This is a genomic window from Novosphingobium sp. BAM6, assembly GCF_057784955.1.
Genome location: NZ_JBYNTR010000001.1, coordinates 1,649,587 through 1,664,616 on the forward strand (window position 1 = coordinate 1,649,587; position 15,030 = coordinate 1,664,616).

At 67.6% G+C, this 15,030-nt stretch carries 16 protein-coding genes; 3 read left to right on the top strand and 13 right to left on the bottom strand.

All coding sequences use genetic code 11. The features are described from left to right. Window positions 1-5: 5 nt before the first annotated feature. From mraY to ccmA, 12 genes are all read right to left on the bottom strand, one after another. The gene (gene mraY / locus AC3EC3_RS07685) at window positions 6-1,076 is read right to left on the bottom strand and encodes a phospho-N-acetylmuramoyl-pentapeptide-transferase (protein ID WP_488488995.1); all 1,071 of its coding nucleotides are present in this window, start codon (window positions 1,074-1,076) and stop codon (window positions 6-8) included. A 19-nt stretch (window positions 1,077-1,095) separates the two neighbouring features. Then, a complete protein-coding gene (locus AC3EC3_RS07690; RefSeq protein ID WP_488488996.1) occupies window positions 1,096-2,610 on the bottom strand; it encodes a UDP-N-acetylmuramoyl-tripeptide--D-alanyl-D-alanine ligase in 1,515 nt (504 codons plus the stop codon). 4 nt (window positions 2,611-2,614) lie between these two features. Next, the gene (locus tag AC3EC3_RS07695) at window positions 2,615-4,093 is read right to left on the bottom strand and encodes a UDP-N-acetylmuramoyl-L-alanyl-D-glutamate--2,6-diaminopimelate ligase (protein WP_488488997.1); all 1,479 of its coding nucleotides are present in this window, start codon (window positions 4,091-4,093) and stop codon (window positions 2,615-2,617) included. After that, window positions 4,090-5,862, bottom strand: coding sequence for a peptidoglycan D,D-transpeptidase FtsI family protein (locus AC3EC3_RS07700; RefSeq protein WP_488488998.1), 1,773 nt, complete (start codon window positions 5,860-5,862; stop codon window positions 4,090-4,092). The genes AC3EC3_RS07695 and AC3EC3_RS07700 overlap by 4 nt, the downstream gene beginning before the upstream one ends. After that, complete coding sequence (locus tag AC3EC3_RS07705) at window positions 5,859-6,437, bottom strand: hypothetical protein (protein ID WP_488488999.1); 579 nt, start codon at window positions 6,435-6,437, stop codon at window positions 5,859-5,861. Before AC3EC3_RS07705 ends, AC3EC3_RS07700 begins: the two co-directional genes overlap by 4 nt. After that, window positions 6,434-7,471, bottom strand: coding sequence for a 16S rRNA (cytosine(1402)-N(4))-methyltransferase RsmH (gene rsmH / locus AC3EC3_RS07710; protein WP_488489000.1), 1,038 nt, complete (start codon window positions 7,469-7,471; stop codon window positions 6,434-6,436). The genes AC3EC3_RS07705 and rsmH overlap by 4 nt, the downstream gene beginning before the upstream one ends. After that, window positions 7,468-7,965, bottom strand: a complete 498-nt coding sequence (locus AC3EC3_RS07715; protein WP_488489001.1) for a division/cell wall cluster transcriptional repressor MraZ — start codon at window positions 7,963-7,965, stop codon at window positions 7,468-7,470. Before AC3EC3_RS07715 ends, rsmH begins: the two co-directional genes overlap by 4 nt. 553 nt (window positions 7,966-8,518) lie before the next feature. Continuing rightward, window positions 8,519-9,022: a hypothetical protein gene (locus AC3EC3_RS07720; RefSeq protein ID WP_488489002.1), complete on the bottom strand. Its 504-nt coding sequence runs from the start codon at window positions 9,020-9,022 to the stop codon at window positions 8,519-8,521. Between the two features lie 15 nt (window positions 9,023-9,037). Further along, window positions 9,038-10,075: a cysteine synthase A gene (locus AC3EC3_RS07725; protein ID WP_488489003.1), complete on the bottom strand. Its 1,038-nt coding sequence runs from the start codon at window positions 10,073-10,075 to the stop codon at window positions 9,038-9,040. A gap of 128 nt (window positions 10,076-10,203) precedes the next feature. Then, window positions 10,204-10,635 (bottom strand): hypothetical protein, encoded by a 432-nt coding sequence (locus AC3EC3_RS07730; protein ID WP_260924253.1) that lies wholly within the window; start codon window positions 10,633-10,635, stop codon window positions 10,204-10,206. Window positions 10,636-11,048: 413 nt separating this feature from the next. Next, complete coding sequence (locus AC3EC3_RS07735; protein ID WP_488489004.1) at window positions 11,049-11,693, bottom strand: heme exporter protein CcmB; 645 nt, start codon at window positions 11,691-11,693, stop codon at window positions 11,049-11,051. Further along, on the bottom strand, window positions 11,690-12,343 hold the full coding sequence (gene ccmA, locus AC3EC3_RS07740) for a heme ABC exporter ATP-binding protein CcmA (RefSeq protein WP_488489005.1): 654 nt from the start codon (window positions 12,341-12,343) through the stop codon (window positions 11,690-11,692). The genes AC3EC3_RS07735 and ccmA overlap by 4 nt, the downstream gene beginning before the upstream one ends. A 51-nt stretch (window positions 12,344-12,394) precedes the next feature. On the opposite strand from ccmA, the gene AC3EC3_RS07745 reads away from it, so the two are divergent. Further along, a complete protein-coding gene (locus tag AC3EC3_RS07745; RefSeq protein ID WP_488489006.1) occupies window positions 12,395-12,769 on the top strand; it encodes a 4a-hydroxytetrahydrobiopterin dehydratase in 375 nt (124 codons plus the stop codon). Window positions 12,770-12,783: 14 nt separating this feature from the next. Continuing rightward, entirely contained in the window at window positions 12,784-13,890 is a 1,107-nt protein-coding gene (locus AC3EC3_RS07750; protein ID WP_488489007.1) for an acyltransferase family protein, read from the top strand. On the opposite strand, the gene AC3EC3_RS07755 is transcribed toward AC3EC3_RS07750, so the two are convergent. Beyond that, window positions 13,887-14,504, bottom strand: coding sequence for a DNA-3-methyladenine glycosylase family protein (locus AC3EC3_RS07755; protein WP_260924264.1), 618 nt, complete (start codon window positions 14,502-14,504; stop codon window positions 13,887-13,889). The two genes, AC3EC3_RS07750 and AC3EC3_RS07755, sit on opposite strands and share 4 nt — an antisense overlap. 197 nt (window positions 14,505-14,701) lie before the next feature. Here AC3EC3_RS07755 and AC3EC3_RS07760 point away from each other — a divergent pair, with 197 nt between their 5' ends. Continuing rightward, on the top strand, window positions 14,702-15,019 hold the full coding sequence (locus AC3EC3_RS07760; protein ID WP_488489008.1) for a 2Fe-2S iron-sulfur cluster-binding protein: 318 nt from the start codon (window positions 14,702-14,704) through the stop codon (window positions 15,017-15,019). Window positions 15,020-15,030: the final 11 nt, after the last annotated feature.

The window sequence follows — 15,030 nt, forward strand, 5'->3', positions numbered from 1 at the left end:
ACCCCTTATCGCAGCTTCAGCGTGGAAAGACCGATCACGGCGAGCACCAGCGAGATGATCCAGAAGCGGATCACCACGGTCGATTCAGCCCAGCCCTTCTGCTCGAAATGGTGGTGGATCGGCGCCATGCGGAACACACGGCGTCCGGTGCGCTTGAACCAGAAGACCTGGATGATGACCGAGGCCGCCTCCAGCACGAACAGCCCGCCGACCACGGCCAGCACGATCTCGTGATGGGCCGAAACGGCAATGGCACCCAGCGCACCGCCAAGGGCCAGACTACCGGTATCGCCCATGAACACGGCGGCAGGCGGCGCGTTGAACCACAGGAAGGCAAGGCCTGCGCCCATGATCCCGGTGCAAAAGATCGCCAGTTCGCCCGCGCCCGGCACATGCGGAATGCCAAGGTAGTGGGCATAGTCGACGCGGCCTGCGAGATAGCAGATGATCGCGAAGGTGCCCGCCGCGATGATCACCGGCATCGTCGCCAACCCGTCGAGCCCGTCGGTCAGGTTTACCGCATTGCCCGCGCCGACGATCACCACGGCGGCAAAGACGTAGTAGAACGGCCCGAGCGGAATGTAGTGGTTCGACAGGAACGGCACGTAGAGGTTGGTGTTCAGCTGGTGGACGATGATCCACGAGGCGATGCCCGCCACCACGAATTCGGCCAGCAGGCGCACCTTGCCCGAAAGCCCGGCGTGGCTGCGCTTCGTCACCTTGTCGTAATCGTCAAGGAAGCCGATCAGGCCGAAGCCCGCCGTCACCGCCATGCAGGCCCAGACGAACGGGTTGAACACGTCCATCCACAGCAGCATCGAGACGATCAGCGAGGTCAGGATCATCAGCCCGCCCATCGTCGGCGTGCCGCGCTTGGCGAGGTGGGTCTGCGGGCCGTCCTCACGGATCGGCTGCCCCTTGCCCTGCCGCACGCGCAGCATCGAGATGAAGCGCGGCCCGATGAGCAGGCCGATCAGCAGCGCGGTGATCAGCGCGCCGCCGGAGCGGAACGACTGATAGCGGAAGAGATTGGCCAGTCCCTCGAAGTGGAACAGATCGGCAAGAAGATACAGCATTGTCTCCGGGGTTTCCCCCTCACCCTTCCTGGTTGCTGAATGCGCGCACGAGAGAAGCCAGGCCCACCGAATTCGATCCCTTCACCAGGACGGCATCGTCCCGTTCAAGGCCGAACGCGCGCAGGGCGTCCACAGCTTCTCCCACATTCGCGCAATGCGTGAATGGCACCGGTTTGTGAAGCACAGAAGGCCCGGTTTTCCCCGGTCCGTCCGATTTTCGGGCAGCTTCAAGCACATCCTCAAGTGCGGCCATTTCCGGGCCGACGAGGATCGCGTAATCGACATGCGCCTCGGCGAGCGGCCCGGCGAGTTCTGCGTGGAACGCGGGGCCGTGATCGCCCAGTTCCTTCATCGCGCCGAGCACCGCGATCCGGCGCTTGGCCGGGGTGCGCCCCAGCTGCGCAAGCGTGGCGCGCATCGAGGCCGGATTGGCGTTGTAGCTTTCGTCGATCAGCAGCGCGGTGCGCTTGCCCTGCGCGTCCGGCGTGCCGCCGGGAACCTCGATCTGCACATGCGCGCCGCGCCCGGCGAGCCCTTCCATCTCGGCCAGCGCCACGCCCGCCGCACCCAGATCGCCATCGACCGCGCGCACGGCGGCCATCACCGCCAACGAATTGAGCACCTGATGCTCGCCCGGCGCCGCCACGGTATAGCACACCCGCCTGTCGCCCATGTCGACGGTGACAAGCGAGCCGCCGCCGATCGCGGGCACGGCATCGAGCAGGCGCACATCCGCGCCCGCCGCCTTGCCGAACGAGACGACCGTGACGCCCAGCCTCGTCGCCGCATCGCGCAGCCGTTCGAACCACGGGCTGTCGGCGGGGATCACCGCGACGCCACCCGGCTCAAGGCTCTCGAAAATTTCCGCCTTGGCATCGGCGATGGCCTCCATCGAGCCGAGCATCTCGATATGCGCGGGCGCGATGGTGGTGATGACGGCGACGTTCGGGCGCACCTGACGGGTCAGCGCGGCGATCTCGCCCGCGTGGTTCATCCCCATCTCGAAAATGCCGAACCGCGCGCGCGAGGGCATGCGCGAAAGGCTGAGCGGCACGCCGACGTGGTTGTTGTAGCTCTTGATCGAGCGGTGCGCGTCCCCGTGGCTGGCCCGGTCGAGCGCGGCGAAGATCGCCTCCTTCACGCCGGTCTTGCCTACCGATCCGGTCACGCCGATGATCGGTCCGCGCGCCCGCGCGCGCGCGGCGGCGCCCAGCGCTTCCAGCGCCGCCGTGGTATCGGCGACAAGGATATGCGGCCCCTCGACGGGCCGGTCGACCACCACGGCGCCTGCGCCCTTCTCGAAGGCCATGGGCACAAAGCGATGGCCGTCCATCGCCTCGCCCTTCATGGCGAAGAACAGATCGCCGAGCTGCACGTCGCGGCTGTCGATCTCGATGCCGGATACGGTGAAATCCCCGCTGGCGGTCCCCTGCATCACGCTGGCCAGCGTCGCGGAATCCCACAGCACGCCCAGCGCTTCCTGAGATGCTTCGGCTTCCGCCGGCCATTCGAGGATACGGACTGCTGCGCTCATCGGCTTATCTCCCGTGGGTGCCGGCCATTTCCCTGGCCACTGTCACATCGTCGAACGGCAGCACGCGCGCATCTGCGCCGCTGCCGATGATCTGCCCCTGTTCGTGTCCCTTACCCGCGACGAGGACGATATCGCCCGCCTTCGCCTCGACGACGGCGGCGAGGATCGCCTCGCGCCGGTCGCCGATGTCGCGGGCCTTGTCGTCGCACCCGGCCAGAACCTCGGCGCGGATCGCGTTCGGGTCCTCGCCGCGCGGATTGTCGTCGGTGACGATCACCACCTCGGCGCCCTCGCAGGCGACGCGGCCCATCTGCGGACGCTTGCCGCGATCGCGATCGCCACCGGCACCGAACACCACGATCAGGCGACCAGTTACATGCGGACGCAGCGCGGCGATGGCGGCTTCCAGCGCATCGGGCGTATGGGCGTAATCGACATAGACCGGCGCGCCCACCATGGTCAGTCCTGCCCGCTCCAGACGGCCACGCACGGTGACGAGGCGCTTCATCGCATCGAAGGTCGCGTAAGGCTCACCCCCGCAGGCGAGCACCAGTCCTGCCGAGACCAGCGCATTGGCAGCCTGATAGGCACCGATCAGCGGTAGGTCGATGCGGCGTGACTTGCCCTCGTGCTCGATCTCCAGCACCTGCCCCAAGGTCCCCGGCGTGCGCGAGAGCAGGCGGATGCCGGTGCCCTTCGTGCCGACAGTGAACACCTTGAGCCCGCGCGCCTCGGCATGGGCGATGGCTTTGTCCGACCAGGCATCGTCGGCCCAGATCACGGCGGTGCCGTCAGGCGCGACCACTTCGTCGAACAGGCGCATCTTGGCCGCGAAGTAATCGTCCATGTCGGCATGGTAATCGAGATGGTCGCGCGACAGGTTGGTGAAGGCCCCGGCGGTGACGCGCGGCCCCTCGTTGCGGAATTGCGAGAGGCCGTGGCTGGAGGCCTCGTAGGCCAGATGCGTCACGCCCTCGCGCGCAAGGCCGGTCAGATTGGCAAGGAACGTCACGACATCGGGGGTGGTCAGGCCGGTCGAAACGGTTTCGTCGCTGGTGGTGACGCCCAGCGTGCCGATGGACGCGGCGCGCAGGCCTGCCATGCGCCAAAGCTGGCGGGTCAGTTCGACGTTCGAGGTCTTGCCGTTGGTGCCGGTGACGGCGACGATGGTCTCGGGCACCGGCTGGAAGAACGGCGCGGCCAACTTCGCAAAGGCGCGGCGCGGCTCGGCATCGTGGATCGCGACGGCGCCTTCAACGGCAACGCCCAGCGCGGTGACGACCGCCACGGCGCCCGCCTCGATCGCGGCGGCAATGAAATCCTCGCCATTGACGCGCGCGCCCCTGAAGGCGCCGAACACGGTGCCCGGCGCAACCTTGCGATGGTCGATCGCAAAGCCGGTGACGGTCGTGTCGAGACGGTCCTGCGACGCGCCTTCAGGCAAAGTCACGCCTGCGGCGGCAGCAAGCTGCGCGAGGTTCATTCGGAAGTGTCTCCCTTGATCAGCGGGCGAAGGTCGGAAATGTCGATGTCGCGTGTGTCATCGGGCATCACGCCGAGCAAGGGGCCTATGCGCGGAATGACCCGCCCCACGACCGGTGCGGCGTTCCAGGCGGCAGTCCGCTGGAACGAGGTCATCTCAGTACCCTGCGGCTCGTCAAGCATGGCGATCACCACGTAGCGCGGCTTGTCCATCGGGAAGGCCGCCGCGAAAGTGGAGATCAGCGAGTGGTGGCGATAGCCGTGGACGCCGGGCTTTTCGGCCGAACCGGTCTTGCCGCCCACGCGGAAGCCTTCGGCATTGGCCGAACGGCCGGTGCCGAACGCCACGATCAGGCGCAGCATCTGGCGGATCTTGGCGCTGGTCGAAGCCTTGAACACGCGGCGGCCCGCCGGAACATGGTCCGGCGCCAGCTTGTACAGCGTCGCCGGGCGCCAGATCCCGCCGTTGACCAGCGCGGCATAGCCCATGGCAAGGTGCAGCGGGGTGACGGCGATGCCGTGGCCGTAGGAAACCGTCATCGTGCGCACGCGCGACCACTTGCCCGAAGGCCAGATCGGGAAACCGCGCGCGGGCAGTTCGATGGGCGGGCGAGCGTTCATGCCCAGCTTCTCCATCGTCGCCTTCAGCCGCTCGCCGCCCAGCTCGTCCGCCACTTCGGCGCTGACGACGTTGGACGAGTGCATCAGCATCTCGGGCACGTTCATCATCGGCGGCATCTTGTGCGCGTCCTTGATCATGAACCCGCCCATCGGGAACGGCTTGGACGGGTACAGGCGCGCAAGGTTCGTCACCGTGCCGGCATCGATGGCAGCAGCGACGTTGAACGGCTTGAAGCACGAACCCAGCTCGTAGACCTGGTTGGTCACGCGGTTGAAGCCATGGGGGGTATCGCCCTCCTCGGCCTGCTCCTTGGAGATCATCATGTCGCCGGGCAGCACGTGGTTGGGATCGAACGAGGGCAGCGAGGCCAGCGCCATCACTTCGCCGGTATCGACATCGAGCACCACGCCCGCCGCACCCTTGGCGTGCGAATCCGCCATACCGCGTGCCAGCTCGTCCTCCAGGGCGCCCTGCACGCGGTAGTCGATCGACAGCACCGAGGGATGCTCTCGCCCGTCGATGGAGGTGAGCTGCTTGTCGAAGGCCTCCTCCATGCCGACCTTGCCCTTGCCGTAGCTGTCTACATAGCCCAGCACATGCGCCGCCATCGACCCTTGCGGGTAATAGCGGCTTTCCTCCAGCGGGAACTCCAGCGAAGGCTCACCCAGCGCGTGGACCTTGTTGGCATCCTCGGGCAGGATCGAGCGGCGCAGATAGCCCGGCTTGCCCGAAGCGAGTTCGGCGGCGACCTTGTTCACGTCCAGATCGGGGAAGATCTTCTGGAGCCCCAGAGCCACCTGCATCGGCGTGTGGATCAGCGGCGGCCCGTCGGTCATCGCCTTGGGGTTGAACCACAGCGAATAGGTACGGAAATCCTCGGCCAGCGGCACGCCGTTGCGATCGACGATCTCGCCACGCGCGGGTAGCAGCGCCTCGGCCAGATCGTCGCTGCCCGAACTCGCCCCGGTGATCCCCAGAATGCACAGGCGGATCAACGCGACGATGCTGATCAGCGTGAAGCCGACCAGCACCCAGAGCGTCCGCCATTTCGCCGTCAGCAGCGCCTTCTGGCGCACGCTCGCCAGCCGGTGCCGTCCAGTCGCGACGGTCGTCGGTATGGATAGTCCTGGCACCGGTTGGGCTGTCACTGGTCGCCGGCTTGCGCCACCTCGATACGGGCAAGACGATTGCCCAGCTGCGAGGCATCGGCGGCCATCGCGGTGCGGGCACGCTCGCGGCTGCGTGCGTCGGCATCGACGCTCTTCTCGGCATCGGCGTTCATGGCTGCGGCATGCGCCTCGCTCACCGGCGAGGCCATGGCGAGCAGCGAGCTGCCGTCACCCGACTTCGGCTTGCCGTCGAGCGGCGTGCCGTCCGGGCCTTCGGCGCTGGCGTAGCGGATCGGGTTCGGCGCGTCCGGTCCCGGTGCGGCGCCCAGCATCGCCAGCTGGCGCTCCCCCTCGACGTACTGCGCGGCGCCGGGCGCCTTGTAGCCGAACTCCAGGTCGTTGATCAGCTTGAGCTGCTGCTGGTTGGCGCGGGTCTGGAACTCGGTCTGCAGGAAGTCGATGCTGCGCTGCGTGGCGACGATGCGCACGTCGGTGGCATGAACCTGGCTCTTCACCGCATTGACGCGCAGCGTCAGCGCGATCGTCAGCACGAGACAGACGAGCAGCACGGCGCCCCAGCCGATGGAGTGGACGCGATCGCGGGTGAGGTTCATGCGGCACTCCTGCTGGCAGCACGGGGGGATTGGGGGGGAAGGTCGGAAGGACCGGAAGGAGCCGCTGCGGTGCGCACGGCAGAGCGCAGCGTGGCCGACCGGGATCGGGGGTTGAGCGTCAGTTCCACCTCGCCGGGGCGGATCGCCTTTGACAGGCGGGCAAAGCGCACCGGCGCGGCCTCGCCCAGCTGCGGCAGATGGCGCGAGGTGGACGCGCCCGCGCCGCTGGCATCGCGCAGGTAGCGCTTGACGATACGGTCCTCAAGGCTGTGGAACGTCACCACGGCCAGCCGCCCGCCTTCGCGCAGCAGCGCCTCGGCACCGGCAAGGCCCTGCTCCAGTTCCTCAAGCTCGCGGTTCACATGGATGCGGATCGCCTGGAAGCTGCGCGTCGCCGGGTCCTTGGGCGCGCCGGGCTTGTGGCCCAGCGCCCGGCGGATCACGCGGGCCAGCTCGCCCGTGGTGGTCAGCGGGCGCGCGGCCACGATGGCGCGGGCGACTCGGCGCGACTGGCGCTCTTCCCCGTAGAGATAGAGCACGTCGGCGATCTCGCTGTCTTCCGCCGTGTTCACGAAGTCGGCGGCGGAGTAGCCGTCCTGGCTCATGCGCATGTCGAGCGGGCCGTCGCCTGCGAACGAGAAGCCGCGCTCGGCCTGATCGAGCTGCATCGAGGACACGCCGATGTCCATCACCACGCCATCGACCTGCGGCACGCCTGCCTCTGCCATGGCCTCGGCCATTTCCGAGAAGCGGCGTGCGTGCAGCACCAGACGCGGCGGCGTCATCGTGCGCTCGGGCCACGCATCCGGGTTCGCCTCGACGGCGGCGATCGCATCGGGATCGCGATCGAAGGCATGCACGGTGGCGCCTGCATCGAGCAGGCGACGGGTATAGCCGCCCGCGCCGAACGTCGCATCGACGATGACGTCGCCCAGCTGGATCGCCAGTTCGCGCTCCACCTCGTCCAGCAGGACGGGGATGTGCGGCGCTTCGGCAGCGTTCGGGCCATGGGGCGGATGACCGGGCGCGCTCACTTCTTCACCTTCGCGGCTTCCTTGGCCGCCAGGTTGCGGCAGGCGACCTGCGCCGCGCGCCAGCTGTCATCCATGGCGTAGAGCGCCTCGGGGTTCCACAGCGTGAAGAAGCGGCCCGCGCCGTGGAAATAGAGCTGGTCGCCGACCTCGCCCAGCGTCGCCAGCACTTCGGGCAGCACGAAGCGGCCCGAACCGTCGAACGGCACTTCGGAATAGTTGTAGAGGTCCATCGCGCGCTTTTCGGCGTCGTATTCGCGACCGGCGCGTACGGCGCGCTCTTCCTCGTCGCGGATCTGCTGGTCGAAATCGCCGATGCGCGATTCGCCGTAACCGACGAGGCATTCCCAGCGGTCGTGCTTGGCGAGGTAGAGCGCGGGGCGGCCGCCGCTCGATTCCTTCACCGTCGAGCGGAACGCGGCGGGCAGCACGAAGCGGTTCTTGTCGCGTAAAAGCGAAAAGCCCTGCCCGCTGTAGATGTATGGCCGGTCAGCCATATGCCCTGTTTCGCCCCGAGATGAATAAACGCCTGAGAAACAGCATCTTCCCCGCCATCCGCGCAGAGACGCGAACGGGCGTTCGCACCACGACAGACGGCGCGACGAGAATCAGCCATTCCGATTGGCCCTGTTTGTATAACGGGAAATTCGGGGATTAAAGGGAAATCTGGGGATCGAAGGGCTCAATTCGCCGGTTTTTCGCCACTTTCACGGGTTCGCGCGCCTTCGGGCTGCCACGGAGCCCCATCGCATAACATTTTATTTACCGCTGAATCGCTTGAGATTCCACGACTTGTAAGGATCGAGGCGCGAAATCCCGCGCCATCCCCACCCTTCACCGGAAATTTCCCGGACAGGCTGCCGAATCACGATGCCACTATAGAACATATAGGGATCAAAGGGGATTTTGGGCATATCCTCCCCGGATTTCCCCAAATCGATCCGAAATGCGCGGGGGGCAGTCCCGGCAAGGCAGCGTCACACAGGAATGATCTTGGGGGCGACTTTGGGAAGCCGGCACGGGTCACGGCGCCACTGCGCGCCGGAAGGGTCAGTTCCCGTGCGGGAAGTTGTCGTAGGGCTGCGCGCTGCGGCTCATCGGCGCGGCCTGCCCGGAACCCTGATTCATCTGCTGCCCGCCCAACGACTGGCCACCCATCTGTTGATTGCCCATGGACTGGCCCTGCTGCCCGTTCATCTGCTGCCCCGGCGTGGGCGTGATGGTGGGCGTCGGCGTGGGGTTGGGATCGGCGGCGGGCACCACGCCGATATCGGCAAGCGGGTCGCTCGGCGATTTCTTCGGCTGGGCATCGGCGGCGACGACCTGCTGGATCGGATCGTCATCGGTCTTGGTCAGACGCGCGCGGTCCATGATGATGTTGGCAAGGCCGACGATCATCAGCATTGCGCACAGGCCCAGAAAGCCGATCTGCAGGCGATGGACCGCCTGCGAGCGCAGCTCGCGAGAGGTCGGCGGCACGAAGTGCTGCGCCTTCTTGACCGTGCTCAGCCGGGCGCCGAACGCATTGGGGGGAGTTGGGCCGTCTGCCGCCATCGGCGTGCGTCTACATCACCTTTGCAGCCAAGGGAAGACGGGCAACCCCTTCGCCTTGAGCCATTCGGGATTGTAGAGCGTGGAGAGATAGCGGAAGCCGGTATCGCACAGGATCGTCGCCACGCGGGCATCGCGCTTGCCGCGCGCCACCAGCTCGCGGCCCAGCGCCACCGCGCCCGCCACGTTGATGCCCGAGGACAGCCCCAGACACAGTCCTTCCTCGGCCATCAGGCGACGCACCCATTCGAGGCCTTCCTCATCCGCGATGCGGAACTGGGTATCGACCGGCGCCCCGTCGAGGTTCGCGGTGATGCGCCCCTGCCCGATGCCCTCGGCCACCGAGGAGCCCTCGGCGCGCAGCTCCCCGCAGGCAAAGTAGTTGTAGAGCGCCGCGCCGTGTGGATCGGTGAGCGCCACCGTGATAGTCTCGTCGAAGGCCTTGAGGCCCATGCCGGTGCCCGCCAGCGTGCCGCCGGTTCCTGCCGCGCATGTGAAGCCATCGATCCGGCCTTCGAGCTGGCGCCAGATCTCCGGCGCGGTCGATTCGATGTGGGCGCGGCGGTTGGCGATATTGTCGAACTGGTCGGCCCAGATCGCGCCGGGCATTTCCTCGGCCATCCGGCGCGAAGTGTGGACGAAGTGTCCCGGATTGGAGAACGGCGCGGCCGGAACCGTCACCAGTTCGGCACCCAGCGCACGCAGCGTGTCCATCTTCTCGCGCGATTGCGTCTCGGGCATGACGATCACCGTCTTGTAGCCCAGCGCATTGGCGACCAGCGCCAGACCGATGCCGGTATTGCCCGCCGTACCCTCGACGATGGTGCCGCCCGGCTCCAGCGCGCCGCGCGCCTCGGCATCGCGCACGATCCACAGCGCCGCGCGGTCCTTCACCGAGGCGCCGGGGTTGGCGAACTCGCACTTGCCCCAGATCTCGCAGCCCGCCGCATCGCTCGGCCCGCGCAGCAGCACCAGCGGCGTATTGCCGATCAGGTCGAGCGCCGAACGCTGGACGATGGGGGTCTGGGGCTGTGCAAGGTCGAGGGTTTCGGTCATGGTGTCCGAGGTAGGCAGCGCATGGCGCAGGTGCAACCGAATTGCGCTTTAGGCCGGTAAAGGGGAAATGGTGAGGGCCGGCGCCGGACCACCGGCCCCAGCCCCCTCACCTGATCGGCGCGCTCCACTCAGCGGGCATCGTTGTGCTCGGGCAGGATACCGGCCAGCGCCATCGCCGCGCCGAGGCCCGAAAGCGCCTCCAGCATCTCACCCACGCTGTCTTCCGAAACGAGATAGCCCAGCGTCTCGCGGACCTGCGTGTTGCGCCCCTGCCCCAGCTGCTCGATCAGCGCGACGACCAGCGCCTCGTGCTCGGAAACGTGATCGCAGGCCATCTGGCAGAAGCCGAAGGTCTCCAGCGCATCGCGGTTGAACAGCAGCATCATGCGGTGGAACGGCTGGAGCGCGCCGATCATCCGCCAGCGCGCGAAGACCGGGGCCAGCGCCTGTGCCGGGCACTGGCGGCGCCCGATCGTCGTGACCCAGGCCCGCATCGACCAGACAAGGAAGCGGCAGCCGGCATCGAGTGAGCTAAGCGGGCGGTCGACGAACTGGTACATGGCGAGCTTCTCCTCAGGAGCAGGTATCGGGTCGGACCGCGTTTCGCAGGCGGCCTTCGGGGGGCGAGAATCGGGTGAATCGTCCGCTCTCGAACAAGCCTTATCATTTGGGGCTTGCATGTGCGAATGATTATCATTAGCTATGTCTACGCGGCTTGACGGCTCCGTCAAGTCCCTCAGGATCGGCGCTTGTCATGGGGCTCCGATCCCCCAGTCCTGTACCTAGGCCGGCGACCGACCTGTCCCCATCAGAATGGTCGCCGGCTCGTTTTCGAAAACAGGACTATCCCCCGCTTTTCCGCCGTTTCTATACCGGTTATGCCTGCGTTGTACCGGGTTTATGCACAGCCTTGCACACAGGCAGGCGCCCCCGTCGGCGCTGAGGCACCGCCGACGTTCAACCCTCCGAAATATCAGCGATTGGCAGCGCGAATCGCGGCGCCGGCGGCGAACGGCGCCATCGCCAGCAGCATGAGGCTGGCCGCTGCCGTCAGCGCGAATCCCATGATGCCCGGCGAGGCAAGACTCCCAGCGCCGAACACCAGCAGCGGCACGCCCATCGGGATCATCAGCAACCCGCCCAGCGCCGCGCCGCCGCGCAAGCCCGCCGTCACCGCCGCCACGATCACCCCCAGCGCCGCGAGGCCCGGCGTACCGAGCAGCAGGCCGAGTTCGAGTCGGCCCAGCATCGGCGCACTCAGGCCAAGCAGCGCGGCGGCAGGCAGCACCGCCAGCATCAGCAGCGGGCCGAAGCTCAGCCAGTGGGCGGCGACTCGCAAGGCCATCACCATGTCCTCACCGATCCCGCGAATGGCCCACTGGTCGAACAGCCCCGACTCGAGGTCCGCTGCGACCAGCCGGTCGAGCGGCAGGATCGCCGCCAGCAGCGCCGCGATCCACAGCACCCCGCCACCGGTCCTCGCCAGCAGTTCCGGCGCCGGGCCGACGGCAAAGGGATAGAGCACCGCCACGGCCAGGAAGAACAGCACCGGCAGCAGCGCCCCGCCGCGCAGGAACCGGCGCAGATCGCGCGCAAGAATGGCAGGGGCCGCGCTCATGCCGCGCTCTCTGGAGCATGCCCCGGCACATGAAGTGCAAGGTCGAGGCGCGCGAGCCCCGGCACGTCGAACGGCTGGTGCGAGGCGATCACCGCGATGCCGCCGCCCCCACAATGTTCCTTCACCAGCGCCTGCGCGAGATCGGCGGAGGCCGTATCCAGCCCGTTCAGCGGCTCGTCCAGCAGCCAGATCGCCGCGCGCTGCGCCAGCAACCGCACGAAGGCGGCACGGCGCGTCTGGCCGGTGGAGAGATAGCCCACCGGCACCTCGCGCAACGCGTCCAGCCCCAGTCTCACCAGTGCCGCCTCGCCCGTCTCGGGATCGGCGCGGTCGACCTTCGCCCAGAACGCCAGCGCGCGCGCCAGCGGCAGTTCGGGATCGAGCGCCGCACGGCCATCGAGCAGCCCGACGCTGCCGGTCACGTGCAGCGTCCCGGCGGCGGGCGTCGCCAGCCCTGCCAGCACGCGCAGCAGGCTCGACTTGCCGATGCCATTGACGCCCGCCAGATGGAGTGCCGCGCCCGGTTCGAGCCCCAGCGCGATCCCGCGCAACAGCAACCGGTCGCCCCGGCGGCAGGCTAGCGCATGGGCCGCTATTCCCGAAGCCGGGCAAGGCGCGGCGCTCGCGGCGGCCGAAGGGGAAACTTGCATGGGGCCAGGCGATAGGCGAAGGAGGACCGCTTGCCAAGGAGAGCGCCCGTCATGGCCGTCCCACCGCTTACGTCCGAACAGATCGAGGCCGCGCTGGCCCGGCTCCCCGGCTGGTCGCTGCGCGAAGACGGCAGGGCGATCGCCCGCGATTTCCGCTTCGGCACCTTCGTCGAGGCTTTCGCCTTCATGACCCGCGTGGCGCTGGAAGCGGAAAAGGCGGATCACCACCCGGAATGGTCGAACGTCTACAACCGCGTCTCGATCGTGCTGACCACGCACGATATCGATACCGGCAGCGGCAATGCTAAGGACGGGCAGGTAAAGGGCGGCCTGAGCACGCGCGACACGGCGCTGGCCGCGACGATTTCGGCCATGGTTCCACCAGTGGCCCCGCCTGTGGTCCCGCCAGTACCCCCCGCAGCCTGAACCGGACGATGCAAGTGGCTGGCGAGGAACGCTTCCTGACGCGCCCGCTTTCGGTCGTGCTCGATCTGATCCGCTTCGGTGCGGCCTTCCTCGTCCTGCTTGGCCACGCCGTGCAGCTACGCCTGTGGGGCGGTGCGTTCCCGCTCGGCGAGGCGATGCAGCACAATTGCGTGGTGGTGTTCTTCGTGCTTTCGGGGCTGGTGATCGCCACATCGGCGCTCGATCCGAACAAGCGCCTTGCCGATTTCGCCATATCCCGCACCGCGCGTATCCTGCCGGTGAGCGTGCCCGCGCTGGCCTTCGCGCTGCTGGCGGCGCTGGTGCTGGCAGGCGGCCATCCCGTGCCGCTCGACAACCGGCCCGGCGACCTGCCCACTCTGGCGCGACAGATCGTCTGGCCGCTGCTGTTCCTCAATGCGCGCGCCGGCTTTGCCGAGCCGGTCTGGAACATGCCCTACTGGTCGCTTGCCTACGAGGTCTGGTACTATGCCCTGTTCGCGATGGCGCTTTACCTTCGGGGCGCGCGGCGCTGGATCGCGCTGATCATCGGCGTCGCGCTGGCGGGGCCGATGGTGATCCTGCTGGCGCCCGCATGGCTGGCCGGGGTGGCGCTGTGCCATATCCCGGCGCTGCGCCGCATTCCCGGCTGGTCCGCCCCTGTGTTTCTCGTCCTGTCCGCAAGTCTGATAGGATGGGTCGTGACCGCCAGCAACGCTTCGAAAGCCCTGCTGGCGCAAGTCCTCGGCCCGCACCTGTTGTGGTCGGAGTGGGCGCTCGCCGATGCCGCCGTCGCCATCGCCGTCGTGTTCGCCTTCGTCGCGCTGCGACCGCTCGCGGCCCTTCTTGAGACTCCGCTGGCGCGTCTGGAACGACCGGCCCGCGTGCTCTCCGGTTTCTCGTTCACGCTCTACCTGTTCCACTGGCCGCTGCTGGAACTGGCACGCTCATGGGGCATCGGCGAGCTGCGCAGCCCGCTCGCCTTCATGGCCGCACTGGCGACGATCTGCCTGCTGTGCTGGGCGATCTCGCTGACGACCGAGCATCAGTCCCCGCGCCTGCGCCGCTGGATACAGGCGCGTGTCCGGCAACGCGAAACCCGCAACGTCCCGCTGGCGGTTTAGAGCGCCGCGTTGTTGTAGCAGTGCCAGGTGAAAATCGCCGCCGCGCCGCGATGCGGGCGCCACGCTTCGGCCAGCACGCGCGCTTCCTTTTCGCTGGGCCGCGCTTCGAGGCCGAGAATGCGGTGGAGGCCCGCCTGCACGGCAAGGTCTCCCGCAGGCCAGATATCCGCGCGCCCTTCGGCGAACAGCAGATAGACTTCGGCGGACCAGCGCCCGATCCCCTTGATCCGAGTGAGCAGCGCGATGGCCTCCTCGTCATCCTTCGGCAGGGCCTCCAAATCGAGTTCACCCGCCTGCACCAGTTCGCACAGCGAGCGGGCATAGCCCTGCTTCTGGCGCGAGAGGCCACAGGCGCGCAAGGCCTCCGCCTCCGCCGCCAGCAGCACCGCAGGCGGAATGTCCGCACCGAGAAGCGTCTCCAGCCGCGCCCAGACCGAGGCTGCCGCCGCCACGCTCACCTGCTGGCCGACGATCGTGCGCAGCAGCGTCGCATAGCCCCGCTCGCGAATGCGCGGCTCGGGATAGCCCGCCAGCTCCAGCGCCCGCGCCATGCCCGCTTCGCGTGCGGCGATGGCATCGAGCCCCTCGCGCAGCTGTTCACTGGTCAGTCCCATGAGTGTCCCTTTTTCCGCACCACACCTGCAATCAAAAAGCAGGACGCGTGTCGCCTTGCCAAAGGCCGGAGCGCCGGATAGCAGCCATGGGAGAATACGCCTAGCCATCCCTGAATCAGGCCGGAAGCCTTCGCGCCATGACCGTGAAGCCTGCCTGCCGGGCGATGGAAAGCACACAGAGCAGAGGGAAAGTCAGAATGCCGCAGATCACCGTTGTCGACCAGTCGGGCGCAGAATCGCAGATCGAAGCCACGGTCGGCCACACCCTGATGGAAACCATCCGCGACGCCGGGTTCGACGAACTGCTGGCGCTGTGCGGCGGCTGCTGCTCGTGCGCGACCTGCCACGTCTTCGTCGACCCCGCCTTTCTCGACAAGCTGCCCGCCATGAGCGAGGACGAGGACGACCTGCTCGACAGCTCAGACACGCGCAATGAAACCTCGCGCCTGTCGTGCCAGATCCCCGTGACCGACGCACTCGACGGCTGCCGCGTCACCATCGCCCCGGAAGACTGAGGAATAGAGTG

Excerpts from the sequence above, each read along its gene's own strand:
- mraY (WP_488488995.1), bottom strand. The coding sequence starts at position 1,076 with ATGCTGTATCTTCTTGCCGATCTGTTCCACTTCGAGGGACTGGCCAAT.
- AC3EC3_RS07690 (WP_488488996.1), bottom strand. The coding sequence starts at position 2,610 with ATGAGCGCAGCAGTCCGTATCCTCGAATGGCCGGCGGAAGCCGAAGCA.
- AC3EC3_RS07695 (WP_488488997.1), bottom strand. The coding sequence starts at position 4,093 with ATGAACCTCGCGCAGCTTGCTGCCGCCGCAGGCGTGACTTTGCCTGAA.
- AC3EC3_RS07705 (WP_488488999.1), bottom strand. The coding sequence starts at position 6,437 with ATGAACCTCACCCGCGATCGCGTCCACTCCATCGGCTGGGGCGCCGTG.
- AC3EC3_RS07715 (WP_488489001.1), bottom strand. The coding sequence starts at position 7,965 with ATGGCTGACCGGCCATACATCTACAGCGGGCAGGGCTTTTCGCTTTTA.
- AC3EC3_RS07720 (WP_488489002.1), bottom strand. The coding sequence starts at position 9,022 with ATGGCGGCAGACGGCCCAACTCCCCCCAATGCGTTCGGCGCCCGGCTG.
- AC3EC3_RS07725 (WP_488489003.1), bottom strand. The coding sequence starts at position 10,075 with ATGACCGAAACCCTCGACCTTGCACAGCCCCAGACCCCCATCGTCCAG.
- AC3EC3_RS07730 (WP_260924253.1), bottom strand. The coding sequence starts at position 10,635 with ATGTACCAGTTCGTCGACCGCCCGCTTAGCTCACTCGATGCCGGCTGC.
- AC3EC3_RS07735 (WP_488489004.1), bottom strand. The coding sequence starts at position 11,693 with ATGAGCGCGGCCCCTGCCATTCTTGCGCGCGATCTGCGCCGGTTCCTG.
- ccmA (WP_488489005.1), bottom strand. The coding sequence starts at position 12,343 with ATGCAAGTTTCCCCTTCGGCCGCCGCGAGCGCCGCGCCTTGCCCGGCT.
- AC3EC3_RS07745 (WP_488489006.1), top strand. The coding sequence starts at position 12,395 with ATGGCCGTCCCACCGCTTACGTCCGAACAGATCGAGGCCGCGCTGGCC.
- AC3EC3_RS07755 (WP_260924264.1), bottom strand. The coding sequence starts at position 14,504 with ATGGGACTGACCAGTGAACAGCTGCGCGAGGGGCTCGATGCCATCGCC.
- AC3EC3_RS07760 (WP_488489008.1), top strand. The coding sequence starts at position 14,702 with ATGCCGCAGATCACCGTTGTCGACCAGTCGGGCGCAGAATCGCAGATC.